The sequence below is a fragment of the Rhodococcus sp. 14-2470-1b genome, from assembly GCF_002259415.1.
In the GTDB taxonomy this organism is placed as follows: domain Bacteria; phylum Actinomycetota; class Actinomycetes; order Mycobacteriales; family Mycobacteriaceae; genus Rhodococcoides.
Genome location: NZ_NPFY01000026.1, coordinates 21,437 through 37,536 on the forward strand (window position 1 = coordinate 21,437; position 16,100 = coordinate 37,536).

Consider the following 16,100-nt stretch of genomic DNA (forward strand, 5'->3'; position numbering starts at 1 on the left):
GCGACATACCTCCCGCGAAAGGCGCCAGCGATGAGCACGAACCCGTACCTGCCGGCTCCGACCCCGAAGCGCCCGTTGTGGCAGTCGGCGGCGATGTACACCGGTGGATTCGTACTGTTGCTGTGGGTGGTGGAAGTAGTCGACGTTCTGTCGGGCAGTCGTGTGGAGACCGCCGGGATCAACCCGCGCACCAGCGATGGTCTGTGGGGAGTTCTGTTCGCGCCTGTGCTGCACGACGACTGGGCGCATCTGATCGCCAACACGGTTCCGATCGCGGTGCTCGGCTTCCTCGTTCTGCTGTCCGGAATCGGCAGGGGACTGGCGGCGACGGGCGTGATCTGGGTGATCGCCGGCGTCGGGACATGGTTGATCGGGGGCAGCAACTCCAATCACATCGGGGCATCCAGCCTGGTCTTCGGCTTCCTGGCCTACCTGCTCGTTCGCGGATTCTTCACCCGGAATCTGGGTCAGCTCGCGATCGGCGTCGTCGTGTTCGTTCTGTACGGCAGCGCTCTGTGGGGTGTTCTGCCCAGCACACCCGGTGTGTCCTGGCAGGGGCACCTGTTCGGGGCCGTCGGCGGAGTCGTCGCTGCATGGCTTCTGTCCGCGGACGCCCGCAACGCGCGCAAGCAGAGGTCGGTCGGCACTTCCCGTCAGTGAACTCCGACAACTGTGACCGACGACCTTTCCGGTCTCGTCAGTGAAAACCGCCGATGCGTTTCTGCCACGGGCGCCGACGTGGCAGCATGACAATCATGCGTATTACCGTGCTGGGATGTTCGGGCAGTGTGTCCGGACCCGATTCCCCCGCGTCGGGTTACCTCCTCGATGAACCGGACACGTCGCCCGTCGTCCTGGACTTCGGCCCCGGCGTACTCGGCGCATTGCAGCGGTACGCAGACCCGGGCGACGTCAGCGTGTTTCTGTCGCACCTGCATGCCGACCACTGCCTCGACGTACCCGGTTTGCTGGTGTGGAGGCGCTATCACCCCAACCCGCCCGAGGGGCGCGCTGTCGTCTACGGACCCAAGGACACAGCGTTCCGTCTGGGGGTCGCCTCTGCCGAATGCGGAGGACAGATCGACGACATGTCCGACACCCTCGACCTCCGCCGCTGGGCCGACGGGCGCACCATTCGTCACGGGCAACTGTCGGTGACGACCCGGCTGGTCTACCACCCGCCGGAGTCCTACGGAATGCGCATCACCACCGGCGCGGGCAAGATCTTCGCGTACACCGGAGACACCGGAATGTGTCAGGCAGTGCGCGACATCGCTCAGGGCGCGGATGTGCTGTTGTCGGAGGCATCGTGGACGCACAGCCCGGACCGTCCGGTCGGAGTTCACCTTTCGGGAACCGAGGCAGGCCAACTCGCCCGCGAGGCAGGCGTCGGCGAACTGCTGTTGACTCACATCCCACCCTGGACGTCTCGCGAAGACGTGATCGCCGAGGCGAAAGCCGAATTCAGCGGGCCCGTGCATGCCGTCTCACCGGGAGATGTATTCACCGTTTGACGCGCTTCTCAGGCTGATCGGTTATGCCGGGAGTGGAGCCTGCGGAATGACCCAACTAGTCTGGCTGTGTGTCGAGACGAGAAGACGGAAGAGCTGACGACGAGCTTCGTACCATCAAGATCACGCGGGGGTTCACGAGCAATCCTGCGGGTTCGGTGCTGGTGGAGTTCGGTAACACGCGGGTGATGTGTACGGCCAGTGTCGAGGAAGGTGTTCCGCGCTGGCGCAAGGGCTCCGGGCTCGGGTGGTTGACGGCGGAGTACGCGATGCTTCCGGCTGCGACGCACACTCGCAGTGGCCGTGAGTCCGTGAAGGGCAAGGTCGGCGGTCGGACCCAGGAGATTTCTCGGCTGGTCGGTCGGTCGTTGCGCGCGTGCATCGATCTTGCCGCGATCGGCGAGAACACCATTGCCTTGGATTGCGATGTGCTTCAGGCGGACGGTGGCACGAGAACCGCGGCGATCACGGGCGCGTTCGTGGCGTTGTCGGATGCGGTCACCTACTTGCGTGCTGCGGGGCGTCTGGCTGATCCGCAGCCCATTTCGTGTGCGATCGCAGCGGTCAGCGTCGGCGTCGTCGACGGCCGGGTTCGGCTCGATCTGCCGTACGAGGAGGATTCGCGTGCCGAGGTCGACATGAACGTCGTCGCCACCGATACGGGGACGTTGGTGGAGATTCAGGGGACGGGCGAGGGTGCAACGTTCCCTCGTTCGACGCTGGACAAGTTGTTGGATTCGGCGTTGGACGGCATCGAGAAGTTGTTCGAAGTGCAGAAGGCCGCGCTCGCCGAACCGTACCCGGGTGAGCTGCCGGAGCCCGCCGTCACCGACGCGCCGAAGAAGAAGTTCGGTGGCTGAGTCGACACTGCTGGTCGCCAGCCGCAACGCGAAGAAGCTGCGCGAGCTGCGTCGGGTACTCGATGCGGCAGGCGTCTCGGGGGTCGAGTTGGTCGGTCTGGACGAGGTACCGGAGTTTCCGGAGGCACCCGAGACCGGCGCAACCTTCGAGGAGAATGCGCTTGCCAAAGCGCGGGACGGCGCTGCGGCAACGGGATTGCCTTGTGTCGCAGACGATTCGGGTATCGAGGTCGATGCGTTGAACGGGATGCCGGGCGTTCTGTCGGCGCGATGGTCGGGTGTGCACGGTCAGGACGACGCCAACACCGCGTTGTTGCTCGCGCAGCTTGCCGACGTTCCCGACGAACGCAGGGGAGCGGGCTTCGTGTCGGCGTGCGCTCTTGTCGTTCCTGGCGGTTCCGAGTCCGTCGTCCGGGGTGAGTGGCGTGGTCTGATCGCACGAAGTCCGCTGGGGGAGAACGGTTTCGGTTACGATCCCGTGTTCGTGCCGGAGGGTGACGGCCGCTCGGCAGCCGAACTGAGTCCGGAGGAGAAGGATGCGGCATCGCATCGCGGGCGGGCTCTGGCTTTGTTGATTCCGGCACTACAGCAGCTCGGCTCGTAGGACACTGATGGCCGTGAAGCGCACGGTCGTGACTGTCTTGATGTCGGTTGCTGCGCTGTGCGTGGCCTCGTCGGGCGGCGCCGCGTCTGCGGCGCCGTCCGACTCGTTCTCCGAGGCGTTGCAGTTCTCGGTGGTTCATCCGGAGGCGTCGCTGCCCGCGGTCAACGATTTCTCGTGCGTCCCGTCGTCGTCGCATCCGGAACCGGTGGTGCTGGTCCACGGCTTCCTGGAGAACTCGTTCGCCAACTGGGCGTCCCTTGCGCCACGTCTCGTCGCGGACGGATACTGTGTGTTCGCGTTGAACTACGGTGCGCGAGAGGGCATTCCCATCGGCGGGTTCGACTCGATCCAGGACAGTGCCGTGGAACTCTCCGCGTTCGTGGACGAGGTCCTGGCCGCCACCGGTGCGCAGAAAGTCGCGATCGTCGGACACTCCAAAGGCGGAACGGTTCCGCGGTACTACGTGCGTTTCCTCGGCGGGGCAGAGCGCACGTCGAAGATCGTCGCGCTGTCCCCGCCCAATCGGGAATCGACTCCGCGGAACGACGACATCTCCGGTGGTTCCGGTCAGGTGGGCATTCCGGCATTCGGCCCACCGGTCGACGACGCCCTCGCGCGGATCAACACCCCGAGCGACACCGTGCCGGGAGTGGAGTACACCGTCGTCGTGACTCGATACGACCAGGTCGTTCCTTATGCGGCGTCATTGCTGCAGGGCGAAGGCGCCCGCAACGTGGTACTGCAGGACCTGTGTCCGGCCAACGTCGTCGAGCACACGGGAATCTCGTACGACCCGGTGGCGCAGCAGGTGGTTCTGGGCGCGCTTGCCGGTACCGATCCGCGAAGAGTGACGTGCTGAAAATCAGATGGCGAAAGTCGTCTTGACCTGCTTCGTCCTGATGTGCTCGACGTAGAAGGACAGGAACGGGATGGTGCCGGCGAGCAGAGTGCCGATGGTCCGGCCTGCCGGCCAGCGAACCTTGATGGCCAGGTCGACCGTGAGGATCAGGTAGATCAGATACACCCAGCCGTGCACGACTGCGATCCAGCTGGGCACGTTCTCGACCTTGAAGATGTACTTGGCGACCATTTCTCCGGTGAGTACCAGCAACCAGATGCCGGTGACGTACGCCAGTACGCGGTAGCGCAGCAGAGCCGACGCGATCTTCTTCTTGTCGGCGGTAACGGGCTTCGGTGCTGCCTGGCTCACAGTCGTCGTGCTCCTGTCTTCACTCGCGGGAGCGGTCCAGCTCGGCGAGATAGGTGTTGTATTCGAGAAGTTGCCGAGCCTCGACGTCGTCGATGTCATCCTCGGTGTAGGTGGGGCGCTGGGGGAGTAGGTCCGCGGGTATCTCGCGAACGACGTCCTCGGTGGGTCCCACGCGGTCCTCGTCCTCGGCGGCCTCTGCATCGCCTTCGAGCTGGACGAACTTGCGGTAGGCGTAGATCACGAACGCTGCGAACAAGGGCCACTGGAACGCATAGCCGAGGTTCTGGCCGTCACCACCGACGGATTCGAAGCGTTCCCACTGCCACCATCCGAGGGCCAGGCACGCGACCGCTGACACGAGGACCAGCGCTATGAGCGCCGGTCGATGGTGAGAGCGAGATTTTGCCACACCACGACGTTACCCGAGGCTCTACTACTGGAGGTAGTTAGGGATCTGCTGATCGACCGGGAGATGTTGGTGCGCGAGGGGGGACTTGAACCCCCACGTCCTGAGACACTGGAACCTAAATCCAGCGCGTCTGCCAATTCCGCCACTCGCGCGAGTGCTCGGCAAGTCTACAACGCGGTGGTTGGGGTACCCGCAAGCGCATGACCGCGCCATTCATGCCGTCTGGGCGCTCCGATGGCGCACTCATGCGATCGAGGGCCGGGAAACCAGGGCGTACAGCGTACTGTTCGACGGGTGGCCGGAAAGAACGAGTCGGGGTTCGATCCCGCACGCACACTCGGCCTGCTGTGGCGGGTGGGCGAAAAGAAGAGCAGGACAGGCCTGACGATCGACTCGATCGTCGACGCAGCGGTCTCGATCGCCGATTCCGAGAGCCTCGACGCGGTGTCGATGCGGAGGATCGCGGATCGGCTCGGTGTCGGGACGATGTCGCTGTACACCCACGTCCCCGGTCGAGATGACCTGGTGGAGCTGATGATCGACCAGGCACAGAAGGGCCTGTACTCGACTCTCGACGAGGCTGCGTCATCAGGGGATTGGCGCTCCGGGCTGCGGTTCGTTGCCGAGCGGAACTGGAAGCTGATTCGGCGGCATCGGTGGATGCTCGATGCTCAGGGTGGTCGGGCAGTATTGGGCCCCAACGTCAGTGACAAGTACGAGGCCGAGCTTCGGGTGCTCGACGGTATCGGTCTCACGGACGTGCAGATGGACTCGGTGCTGACGTTGGTGCTCGATCATGTTGCGGGTAGCGCACGGGCGCTCGCTCAGGTCGACCGTGTGCGCGAGGACTCCGGGATGACGGACGAACAGTGGTGGTCTGCGACTGCTCCGGTTCTGGAATCGGTGATGGATCCATCCCGATACGCGGTGTCGTCGCGGGTCGGGACCGCCGCAGCGACGCATTACGAGGCTGCGAGCGATCCCGTCCACGAGTACCGTTTCGGTGTCGAGAGAATTCTCGACGGTGTGGCCGTGCTGATCGAAAATGGTTAGACAGCAGTCTTTTTCGACGACGAAGCGCGACGGAGTTCACGCCAGAGGGCGTGTCGGAGTGTCTGTGAATCCGTACCGAGTTCTTCGGCGGCGCATGTCGTCAACTCGAGCATTCCGCACTCGTCGACCTGTTCGCCGATGGCATTCGACACGAACTGCACGAGCAGCGAGTCCTCGGAGTCTCGAACGCCGACGAGGTACACCAGGCTCCGCCAGGTCTTGAAGCCTATGCCGGTGACGGACGTGAAAGCGTCGGCCTGGGCCAGGTGCCGGTGGCCGTCGTCGTCCGCGCCCACGAGGTCCTTCGAACCGGTGACTCCGACCCCGATCAGAGTTGCGGCGGCCTTCGCGGCAGCCTCCGCCTTGGTGGTCGAGTTTCCGGCCACGCGCTGCCGGTTGCCGAGCAGCTCGTCCAGTTCGTCGACTCTGTCGACGAACGACGCGAGGAACGAGAGATCGTCGAGCGGGCCGTCGCCTCGGTGCGTACGCCACCGAGCGATGACGCGACGGACTCCGCTGCCCTCTCCGCCGTAACTCGCCCGGGCTGCGAACACGGCGTCGAGCAAAGCGGCCTCGATTTCACCCTCCCAGCCCGGGAACCAGAACGGCGACGCATCCCGGTGCATCGTCGTGCCGATGGCGGCGACGAGGGCAGTGACTTCTTCTCGGTGTTCGCCGAGTGCTTCCCGCGCGACAGGGCTGTCGGCGGTGCCGCGTGAATGGATATGTGTAACTGGTGAATACATGAACCCCCCTGTTGGTTGCGTGGCGGGGAAGGTACATGGCGGCTCCGACAATTTCGGATGCAGCGAGGCGTGTGCCCAGGCTCACATAACGGAATGATAACGATTGATATGAGGATTTCCTCATGTTTTCTCGGTGCATATCGGCGCGCTGCCTGCACCGATGTTTGTTACTCGCGAGTTGGGCGATCGGTATGAAAACTGCAGTTCAGCTGCTTACTGGCGGGTAGCAGTAGGACGTCATACGAAACGTGAGGATTTCCTCATGATTTTGTGTCAACCTTGTTCTCACGCGGATAGAGCCACGTCGAAAGCCAACGACGGATGCGCTCCTCGATTCCGCTCCTACGGCACCGACGACGAATGCCAACGAACGAAGCAGCCCTGGCCCCCCGGAGTTGCTCACGAGAGGAATCAGAGCACTTGACGATCAACGAGAGCACACCATCACACGGACAGGGCAAGGGCAGATCTCCCCAGAGCGGTGGCGGTTCTCGTACCCTCGCAGACCGTTTTGCGGCCGGTGAGCCCTACGCTCTGGCGTTCGGCGGCCAGGGATCGCCATGGCTCAGTTCCCTCGAGGAACTCGCTCGCGACTCGGCGCTCGAGCCCGAGCTGACCGACTTGGTCAACGAAGCAGCGGCCATCCTGGCGCCGGTCGCCGACGACTTGCTCGTCGTGCGTTCCGTAGGGTTCGACCCGATCGGCTGGATGCTCGAGCAGGATCTCGCCGACGACCCCTCGAGCGCAGGCTCCTTCGGTCCCTCCGAGGCCGCTCTCACGTCCGCTGCAGTGTCTCTGCCCGGTGTCTTTCTCACGCAGGTCGCGGCACTCCGCGCGCTGAAGCTGCAGGGACTGGACCCGGAGGACGCCGCACCGGTGGCCGTCGTCGGTCACTCACAGGGCCTCATCGCCGCGGAGTCGGTCAAGTCCGCAGGCCGCGAGGATGCACGCCTTCTGGCCGTCGCGCAGCTCATCGGCGCCGCAGCAGGCCTCGTCGGCCGTCGTCGCGGCATCCTCGGCGCTGCCGACCGCGCACCCATGGTGTCCGTGTCCAACGTCGAACCCGAGCGTCTCCAGGCGATCGTCGACGAACTCGCCGTCGACGGTGCTCCCGAGCGTTCCGCAGTGCTGGCCATCCGCAACGGCCGCCGACGCGTCGTCCTGGCAGGTCCTCCCGCGCAGCTCGCGCGCGTTCAGGAACGCGCCGAGCAGATCGCCGCGCAGGAAGAGCGGGAGCGCGACGCGAAGAAGCGCGGCGGCGCTGTGTTCTCGCCGGTCTTCGAACTCCTGTCGGTCGAGGTCGGGTTCCATCACCCCGCACTGGCCGATGCAGTCGATCTCGTCGCGTCGTGGGCGGCTCGCGCCGGCCTGGACGTCGACGTCGCACGCAGTCTGGCCCAGCGGATCCTCGTCGATCCCGTCGACTGGGTCGCGGAAATCGACAGCGTCATCGCCGCCGGTGCCGACTGGATCCTCGACCTCGGACCGAGCGACATCCTCACCCGGATGACAGTGCCCGCTCTGCGCGGCCAGGGCGTCGGGATCATCGCCGCCTCCACTCGCGGTGGGCATCGCAACCTGCTGACCCCGGGCGCAGCACCCGAGGTGCAGCCGTCGTGGTCCGAGTTCGCGCCGAAGCCGGTCACGTTGCCGAACGGCCGCGTCGTCGTCGAGACCTCGTTCACCAAGCTCACCGGGCGCTCGCCGATGCTGCTCGCCGGCATGACGCCGACGACGGTCGACCCCGCGATCGTCGCCGCTGCCGCCAACGCAGGCCACTGGGCCGAGCTCGCCGGCGGCGGTCAGGTCACCGAACAGATCTTCGCCGATCACGTCGACAGGCTCGGTGGGCTGCTCGAACCGGGCCGCGCCGTGCAGTTCAACTCGATGTTCCTCGATCCGTACCTGTGGAAGCTCCACGTGGGTGGCAAGCGTCTCGTCCCGCGTGCGCGTGCAGCAGGCGCCGCGTTCGACGGTGTCGTCGTCACCGCAGGTATTCCCGAGCTCGACGAAGCCGTCACGATCATCGAGGACCTGGTCGAGGCCGGCTTCAGTTACGTCGCGTTCAAGCCGGGAACCGTCGCGCAGATCCGCGCGGTCATCCGCATCGCCAGCGAAGTCCCGACGTTCCCCGTCATCGCCCACATCGAGGGCGGCCGTGCAGGTGGCCACCACTCGTGGGAAGACCTCGACGATCTTCTTCTCTCCACCTACGCCGAGCTCCGCGCACGGCCGAACCTCGTCATCTGCGTCGGCGGCGGCATCGGTACGCCTGAGAAGGCGGCCGAATACCTCACCGGACGTTGGTCGCTCGCAGCGGGTTACCCGAAGATGCCGCTCGACGGCATCCTGGTCGGAACCGCAGCGATGGCGACACTCGAAGCCACGACGTCGGCCGACGTCAAGCGGCTTCTCGCCGAGACCCCCGGCACTCCCGACTGGGTCGGTGCAGGCACCGCGGGCGGCGGAATGGCCTCGGGCCGAAGCCAGCTCGGTGCCGATATTCACGAGATCGACAACGCGGCCTCGCGCTGCGGCCGTCTGCTCGACGACGTAGCCGGAGACTCCGACGCCGTTGCGAAGCGTCGCGACGAGATCATCGCCGCCCTCGACGGCACCGCGAAGCCGTACTTCGGTGACGTCGCGGATATGACGTACCTGCAGTGGCTGACCCGTTACCTGGACTTGGCCGTCGGCGCGGACGTCCACAAGGAGTTCGATTGCGGCGGTGAGTTCACCGACGCAGTCTCCGAGGCACGTGAATCCGTGTGGCTCGACGTCACCTGGCGTACTCGCTTCCTCGAGATGTTGCAGCGCGCCGAAGCTCGTCTGCACCCGGTCGATCGCGGCCCCATCCCGACGCTGTTCGCCGACGTCGACACCCTCGAACGCCCGCGGGCCGCGCTTCGCTCGCTCGTCGCGCAGTTCCCCGACGCGTCCGAGGTGGTACTGCATCCCGCCGACATCACGTTCTTCACCGCGCTGTGCCGGATGCCCGGCAAGCCGGTCAACTTCGTTCCCGTCGTCGACGGTGACGTTCGACGCTGGTGGCGCAGCGACTCTCTGTGGCAGGCACACGATGCTCGGTACTCCGCCGACCAGGTCTGCATCATTCCCGGCACGGTCGCCGTTGCCGGCATCACCCGCGTCGACGAGCCTGTCGGAGAACTTCTCGATCGCTTCGAGAAGGCGACCGCCGACGAGCTCCTCGCCGACGGCATCGCTGCCGAATCAGTGTCGAGCCGTCGTAACTCCGACGTCGCCCCAGGCCTCCTCGGAATCGTTCTCGCAGCGCCGGACGTCAACTGGGCGTCGCGGACCACGCAGAACCCCGTCGCACGTCTCGGTGACGTCACAGAATGGGTCGTCGACTCCGAGTCTGTCGCAACCCATCCACAGACCGGATCGACTCTTACAGTGCAGGACTCGGAGCACGTCGAGCTGACGGTTCCTCTCGCGCCCGGTAAAGAGGTTCGGATCCGCCTGACGGTTCCCGCATCGACGATCGACGGAGGCGCACCCGTCGTCACCGCCGAGGACGCGCAGAAGGCCATGTCCGCGCTCCTCGGAGTGGCGGCAGGCCAGGAACTCCCGAAGGTCAAGGGCGGTGCCGCTCGCATCAGCCTCGCCTGGATTCCGGACATGGTCGCCGATCACGCAGGCGTCACCGGTTCCGGTCTGCCCGAGTCGCTGACCGTCAGCGGAAAGGCTGTGCCCGACGTGCTCGTCGGCGCATGCTGGCCTGCCGTATTCGCCGTTCTCGGTGCCACGCGCACCGCGTCTGGAACAGACGTGATCGAGGGAATGCTCGACCTGGTCCACCTCGACCACTCGGTCAATCTCGTCGGAACGCTCCCCACCGACCCGTCGATCCTCGTCGTCAAGGCCGAAGCCGGAGAGGTGCTCGACACCGACCTCGGCCGAGTCGTCGAGGTCACCGTCGAGATCGGCGCTGCGCTCGGCGAAGGTACCGAAGCACCGGCCGTCGCGACTCTGGTGGAGCGCTTCGCGATTCGCGGACGCACCGGCAAGGGCGAGCTGTCCGACCCGGCTCGTGCCGGCGGTTCGGTCTCGGCCGACGCCAAGGACACTCCGCGTCGCCGTCGTCGTCAGGCCACGATCGTCGCACCACGCAACATGGCTGCGTTCGCTCAGGTTTCGGGCGATCACAATCCGATTCACACCTCCGATCCGGCGGCACTTCTCGCCGGCCTCGGCAGCCCGATCGTGCACGGCATGTGGCTCTCCGCTGCCGCCCAGCAAGCTGTCACCGCGATCGACTACGCAGACACCAAGACCCCGCCGCGTCGCTTGACCGCATGGACTGCACGGTTCCTCGGAATGGTGCGCCCCGGCGCCGAAATCGACGTGCGGGTCGACCGCACCGGATTCGATCAGGGCGCCGAGCTCATCGAGGTCGGCTGCCGCGTCGACGGCGAGCTCGTCATGGTCGCGACCGCTCGTACGGCAGCACCGAAGACGGTCTACGCGTTCCCCGGCCAGGGCATCCAGCGTCAGGGCATGGGTCTCGACGCTCGCGCTCGGTCCAAGGCCGCACGTGAGGTCTGGGAGCGTGCCGACAAGCACACCCGTCAGGCACTCGGATTCTCGATTCTCGCTGTGGTGCGGGACAACCCGACGTCTCTCAAGGCCCGCGGCGTCACGCACAAGCACCCCGACGGTGTCCTGCACCTGACGCAGTTCACCCAGGTCGCCATGGCGGTCCTCGGTGTTGCACAGGTTGCCGAACTTCGTGAAGCCGGTGTGTTCGTGGAGAACTCGATCCTCGCCGGGCACTCGGTCGGTGAGTACAACGCTCTCGCCGCCGTCGCCGGCGTTCTCCCGCTCGAAGCCGTCCTCGAGGTCGTCTTCCAGCGTGGCTCCGCCATGCATGCACTCGTTCCTCGCGATGCGGCGGGACGAAGCAACTACCGCATGGCCGCCATCCGTCCGTCGCAGATCGGTCTGGCCGACGACGACGTTCAGGCGTTCGTGGCCGGTGTGGCCGAGGAGACAGGCGAATTCCTCCAGATCGTCAACCTCAACCTGCGCGGCTCGCAGTACGCGATCGCCGGCACGGTCGACGGATTGAACGCGCTGGAGAAGAAGATCGCCGTGCGCCGTGAGGAATTCGGTGGCAAGGCCGCCTACATCATGGTTCCCGGCATCGACGTGCCGTTCCACTCGACGGTGCTGCGCGGGGGAGTCGACGACTTCCGTAATCGCTTGCAGGCGTTGCTGCCCGAGGATCTCGACCCGGAGATCCTGATCGGCCGCTACGTGCCGAACCTGGTGCCGAGGCCGTTCAGCCTCGAACGCTCGTTCATCCAGGAGATCGCAGACCTCGTACCGTCCGAGCCGTTGAACGACGTCCTCGCGGACTTCGATTCCTGGGCCGAGCGTTCGCACGATCTGTGCCGCGTGGTGCTCACCGAGCTGCTCGCGTGGCAGTTCGCCAGCCCCGTTCGCTGGATCGAGACGCAGGACCTGCTGTTCGCCGACGAGGCCGACGGCGGACTGGGCGTCGAGCGTTTCGTCGAGATCGGGCTGAGCGCAACACCGACCGTCGCCAACCTCGCGTCGCAGACGCTGAAGTTGCCGGGCCGCTTCGGATTCCCCGTCGAGGTCCTCAATGTCGAGCGCGAAGCTGCAATCGTCTACGGCACGGACACCGACCCCGCTCCGGTGGAGGAAGAGGAGGCACCTGCCGAGACGGCAGCGCCTGCTGCTCCGACTGCGGCAGCCGCAGCTCCGGCCGCCGCACCCGCTGCGGCGCCGTCCGGTGGCCCGCGGCCCGACGACATCGGTTTCAGTGCAGCGGATGCCACCAAGATTCTCATCGGTCTGTGGACCAAGCTGCAGCTCGATCAGATCGGCCCCGCCGACACCATCGAGGCACTGTGCGACGGCGTCTCCTCGCGTCGTAACCAGCTGCTCGTCGACCTCGGTTCGGAGCTGTCGCTCGGTGCCATCGACGGTGCCGCCGATGCCGACATGGGTGCGCTCTCCGGCACGGTCAACAAGCTGGCCCGTACCTACAAGCCGTTCGGCCCCGTGCTGAGCGACTCGATCAACGACCACCTGCGCAAGGTCTTCGGTCCCTCGGGACGACGCCCCGCGTCCATCGCGGACCGCGTCAAGAAGACCTGGGAACTGGGCGACGGCTGGGCCAACCACGTCACCGCCGAGGTCGCCCTCGGCACCCGTGACGGCGCTTCGGTTCGCGGCGGAGCGCTCGGCGGACTTGCTGACGGACCTCTCGCCGACGGCGGTGCCGTCGACGCGGTCATCGACGCCGCAGTCGCTTCGGTGGCGGCACGTCGCGGAGTCGCGGTGTCACTGCCTGCCGCTGGCGGCGGAGGCGGCGGAACCGTCGACGCAGCAGCACTGGGCGAGTTCACCGAGCACATCACCGGACGCGACGGTGTGCTTGCCTCGGCAGCCCGCCTCGTACTAGAACAGCTCGGTCTCACCGATGCACCGAACGCGCTCGCGGAGGAGAACCCGGACGCCGCTCTGGTGGATCTGGTTGCCGCAGAGCTCGGTTCGGACTGGCCTCGACTCGTCGCACCGGCGTTCGACGCTCGCCGAGCGGTGCTGATTGACGACCGTTGGGCAACCGCCCGTGAGGACCTGGCCCGTCTGTGGCTCGGTACTGCAGGTGAGCTTGCCGTGGAGTCCTTTGCCGGCGCAGGAAAAGCTGTTGCTGCACAGGCACAGTGGTGGAAGGCCAAGGCGGAGAACGAAGCGAAGGCTGTTCTCGCCGAGACCTACGGCCGCATCGCGACGATCGCGCTCGACTCCGAGGAGAAGGGCGTCTGGTCCGACGAGGTCGCAGTGATCACCGGAGGCAGCAAGGGATCCATCGCGGCATCCGTCGCAGCCAAGCTGCTCGGCGGGGGAGCGACGGTCTTCGTCACCACCTCACGTCTGGACGACGAGCGCCTCGGCTTCTACCGCGCCCTCTACCGCGACAACGCTCGCGCCGGAGCGACGCTGTGGGTCGTGCCCGCGAACATCGCGTCGTACACCGACGTCGACGCGCTCATCGAGTGGATCGGCAGCGATCAGGTCGACAACGCCGGTGGAGCGAAGACCCTGGTCAAGGCAGGCATCACACCGACGCTGCTGTTCCCGTTCGCCGCACCTCGCGTCGTCGGGGAACTCACCGACGCCGGCGGCCGCGCCGAGATGGAGATGCGTGTGCTCCTGTGGTCGGTCGAACGTCTCATCGGTGGACTGTCGAAGATCGGCTACGACAGCGACATCGACACTCACCTGCACGTCGTGCTGCCCGGTTCCCCGAACCGCGGAATGTTCGGTGGCGACGGCGCGTACGGCGAGTCGAAGGCCGCGCTCGACGCCATCGCGGCGAAGTGGGGATCGGAGAAGAACTGGGCCGAGCGCGTGTCCATCGCCCACGCTCATATCGGGTGGGTTCGTGGAACCGGCCTCATGGGCGGAAACGATCCGATCGTCGAAGCCGTCGAGGCCGAAGGCGTCCGTACCTGGTCGACCGACGAGATGGCCACCGAGCTGCTGAAGCTCAGCGAGCCGTCGGCACGTCGTCGGGCCGCGGAGGCTCCGCTGCTCGCGGACCTCACCGGTGGGTTGGCCAACACCAAGCTCAACCTCGTCGAGCTCGCTCGTGAGGCGGCAGCCGCTGCGTCGGACAAGGTCACGGAGGAAGCCGACAGCTCGGTCATCGCCGCACTGCCCGCACCGCCGCGTCTCTCCGCGACGACTGCTCCGGCATGGCCCGCGCTCGACGTCGACCCGAAGGACCTGGTCGTCATCGTCGGCGCCGGTGAGCTCGGACCGTACGGCTCGGCCCGCACCCGCTTCGAGATGGAGGTCGACGAGCAGCTTTCCGCGGCAGGCGTTCTCGAACTCGCGTGGAACACCGGCCTCATCGCGTGGGAGAACGATCCCAAGCCCGGCTGGTACGACATCGAGTCCGGAGATTTCGTCCCCGAGGAGGACATCGCCGACAAGTACCACGACATCGTCGTCGAGAAGTGCGGTATCCGTACCTACGGTGACGACGGCGCGATGGTCGGTAACACCGCACCGCTGATGACGTCGATCTTCCTCGACAACGACCTCACGTTCGTCGTGGGAACCGAGCTCGACGCACGGTCGTTCGCCGCTGCCGATCCGGAGCACACGCTGATCACGCCCGTCGCCGACTCGAGCGACTGGCAGGTGACGCGCAAGGCCGGCACCGAGATTCGCGTTCCGCGGAAGATGAAGCTCACCCGCACCGTGGGTGGACAGATTCCGACCGGATTCGATCCCACCAAGTGGGGAATCTCGGCCGACATGGCCAGCTCGATCGATCGAGTTGCCCTGTGGAACATCGTCTGCACGGTCGACGCGTTCATCTCCTCGGGCTTCAACCCGTCGGAACTGATGCGGTGGACCCACCCGACGCTGGTCGCCAACACTCAGGGCACCGGTATGGGCGGCATGGAGTCGATGCGCTCGCTGTACATCGACACGCTGCTCGGCGACGCTCGTGCGAACGACATCTTGCAGGAAGCACTGCCGAACGTCGTTGCGGCGCACGTGGTTCAGTCGTACGTCGGTAGCTACGGTGCGATGGTTCACCCCGTCGCAGCCTGCGCCACCGCGGCGGTCTCCGTCGAGGAAGGCGTCGACAAGATCAAGCTGGGCAAGGCGCAGCTCGTCGTGGCCGGCGGCTTCGACGACCTGAGCACCGAAGGCATCATCGGCTTCGGCGACATGTCGGCCACCGCGGACTCGGCAGCGATGTCGGCCAAGGGAATCAGCGATCGACGGTTCTCGCGGGCCAACGACCGCAGGCGCGGCGGATTCGTCGAGTCGCAGGGCGGCGGAACCATCCTGCTGGCTCGCGGTGACCTGGCGCTCGAGATGGGCTTGCCCGTTCTCGGTGTGGTCGCGTACGCACAGTCGTTCGGCGACGGTGTGCACACCTCCATCCCGGCTCCGGGGCTCGGTGCGCTCAGTGCCGGTCGCGGCGGCAAGGATTCGACGTTCGCGTTGTCTCTGAACGCACTCGGTGTCACTGCCGACGAGGTCGCCGTGATCTCCAAGCACGACACCTCGACGGCGGCCAACGACCCGAACGAGGCGGAGCTGCACACCCGCCTCGCCAAGGCCATCGGCCGCAGCGACGGAGCGCCGCTGTTCGTCGTCTCGCAGAAGAGCCTCACCGGACACTCGAAGGGTGGAGCCGCAGCGTTCCAGCTGATCGGTCTGTGCCAGGTCCTGGCGAACGGTGTCATCCCGCCGAACCGCAGCCTCGACTGCGTCGACGACAAGATGACGAAGTTCGAACACCTCGTCTGGGCACGTGAACCGCTTCGCTTCGGTGACTCGGTGCCGCTGAAGGCCGGACTGCTGACCTCGCTCGGCTTCGGACACGTGTCCGGGCTGATCGCAGTGGTTCACCCGCAGGCGTTCATCGAGGCCGTTCCGGCGGAGCGCCGCGACGAGTACGTCGCTCGATCCAACGAGCGTCGTATCGCCGGTCAGCGCAGGCTCATCTCCGCGATGGTCGGAGGCGACGCCCTGTACGAGCGTCCCGACGACCGCAGACTCGGGCACGACGGAACACCGTCGGCCCAGTCCCGCGAGCTCGAAGCCGACGTCCTGCTCACCGACGACGCACGTCTCGGCGACGACGACGTCTACCGCTCGGGTCTGCCGGGGTGCAAGTAGAA

General features: G+C 66.1%; 10 protein-coding genes and 1 tRNA gene. 7 read left to right on the forward strand and 4 right to left on the reverse strand.

Translation table 11 applies throughout. The features are described from left to right. The first annotated feature begins 30 nt into the window (after positions 1–30). The 5 genes from CH293_RS19400 to CH293_RS19420 all read left to right on the forward strand — a co-directional run bounded on the left by CH293_RS19400 (position 31) and on the right by CH293_RS19420 (position 3,834). Positions 31–660, forward strand: coding sequence for a rhomboid family intramembrane serine protease (locus CH293_RS19400; protein ID WP_037106862.1), 630 nt, complete (start codon positions 31–33; stop codon positions 658–660). A gap of 95 nt (positions 661–755) precedes the next feature. Then, positions 756–1,514, forward strand: a complete 759-nt coding sequence (locus CH293_RS19405) for a cyclic nucleotide-degrading phosphodiesterase (protein ID WP_176458402.1) — start codon at positions 756–758, stop codon at positions 1,512–1,514. A 68-nt stretch (positions 1,515–1,582) separates the two neighbouring features. Beyond that, entirely contained in the window at positions 1,583–2,371 is a 789-nt protein-coding gene (gene rph, locus CH293_RS19410; protein WP_019664965.1) for a ribonuclease PH, read from the forward strand. Next, positions 2,364–2,975 carry an RdgB/HAM1 family non-canonical purine NTP pyrophosphatase gene (gene rdgB / locus CH293_RS19415; RefSeq protein ID WP_094721207.1) on the forward strand — a complete coding sequence of 204 codons (612 nt, stop codon included), beginning with the start codon at positions 2,364–2,366 and terminating at the stop codon, positions 2,973–2,975. The genes rph and rdgB overlap by 8 nt, the downstream gene beginning before the upstream one ends. A 7-nt stretch (positions 2,976–2,982) precedes the next feature. Continuing rightward, entirely contained in the window at positions 2,983–3,834 is an 852-nt protein-coding gene (locus tag CH293_RS19420) for a triacylglycerol lipase (RefSeq protein ID WP_094721208.1), read from the forward strand. Between the two features lie 3 nt (positions 3,835–3,837). Here CH293_RS19420 and CH293_RS19425 read toward each other — a convergent pair whose 3' ends face one another. The 3 genes from CH293_RS19425 to CH293_RS19435 all read right to left on the reverse strand — a co-directional run bounded on the left by CH293_RS19425 (position 3,838) and on the right by CH293_RS19435 (position 4,746). Then, complete coding sequence (locus CH293_RS19425; RefSeq protein ID WP_037106874.1) at positions 3,838–4,185, reverse strand: DUF3817 domain-containing protein; 348 nt, start codon at positions 4,183–4,185, stop codon at positions 3,838–3,840. Positions 4,186–4,204: 19 nt separating this feature from the next. Further along, a complete protein-coding gene (locus CH293_RS19430) occupies positions 4,205–4,594 on the reverse strand; it encodes a glucitol operon activator (protein ID WP_037106877.1) in 390 nt (129 codons plus the stop codon). Positions 4,595–4,661: 67 nt separating this feature from the next. Then, positions 4,662–4,746 (reverse strand) — tRNA-Leu (locus CH293_RS19435). Positions 4,747–4,888: 142 nt separating this feature from the next. Between CH293_RS19435 and CH293_RS19440 the strand changes: the two genes are divergently transcribed. Then, positions 4,889–5,647 (forward strand): TetR/AcrR family transcriptional regulator, encoded by a 759-nt coding sequence (locus CH293_RS19440; protein WP_094721209.1) that lies wholly within the window; start codon positions 4,889–4,891, stop codon positions 5,645–5,647. Here the strand turns inward: CH293_RS19440 and CH293_RS19445 are convergent. After that, complete coding sequence (locus tag CH293_RS19445; RefSeq protein WP_094721210.1) at positions 5,644–6,393, reverse strand: hypothetical protein; 750 nt, start codon at positions 6,391–6,393, stop codon at positions 5,644–5,646. The genes CH293_RS19440 and CH293_RS19445 overlap by 4 nt on opposite strands. 420 nt (positions 6,394–6,813) lie before the next feature. Between CH293_RS19445 and CH293_RS19450 the strand changes: the two genes are divergently transcribed. Then, positions 6,814–16,098, forward strand: coding sequence for a type I polyketide synthase (locus tag CH293_RS19450; protein WP_094721211.1), 9,285 nt, complete (start codon positions 6,814–6,816; stop codon positions 16,096–16,098). Positions 16,099–16,100 lie beyond the last annotated feature (2 nt).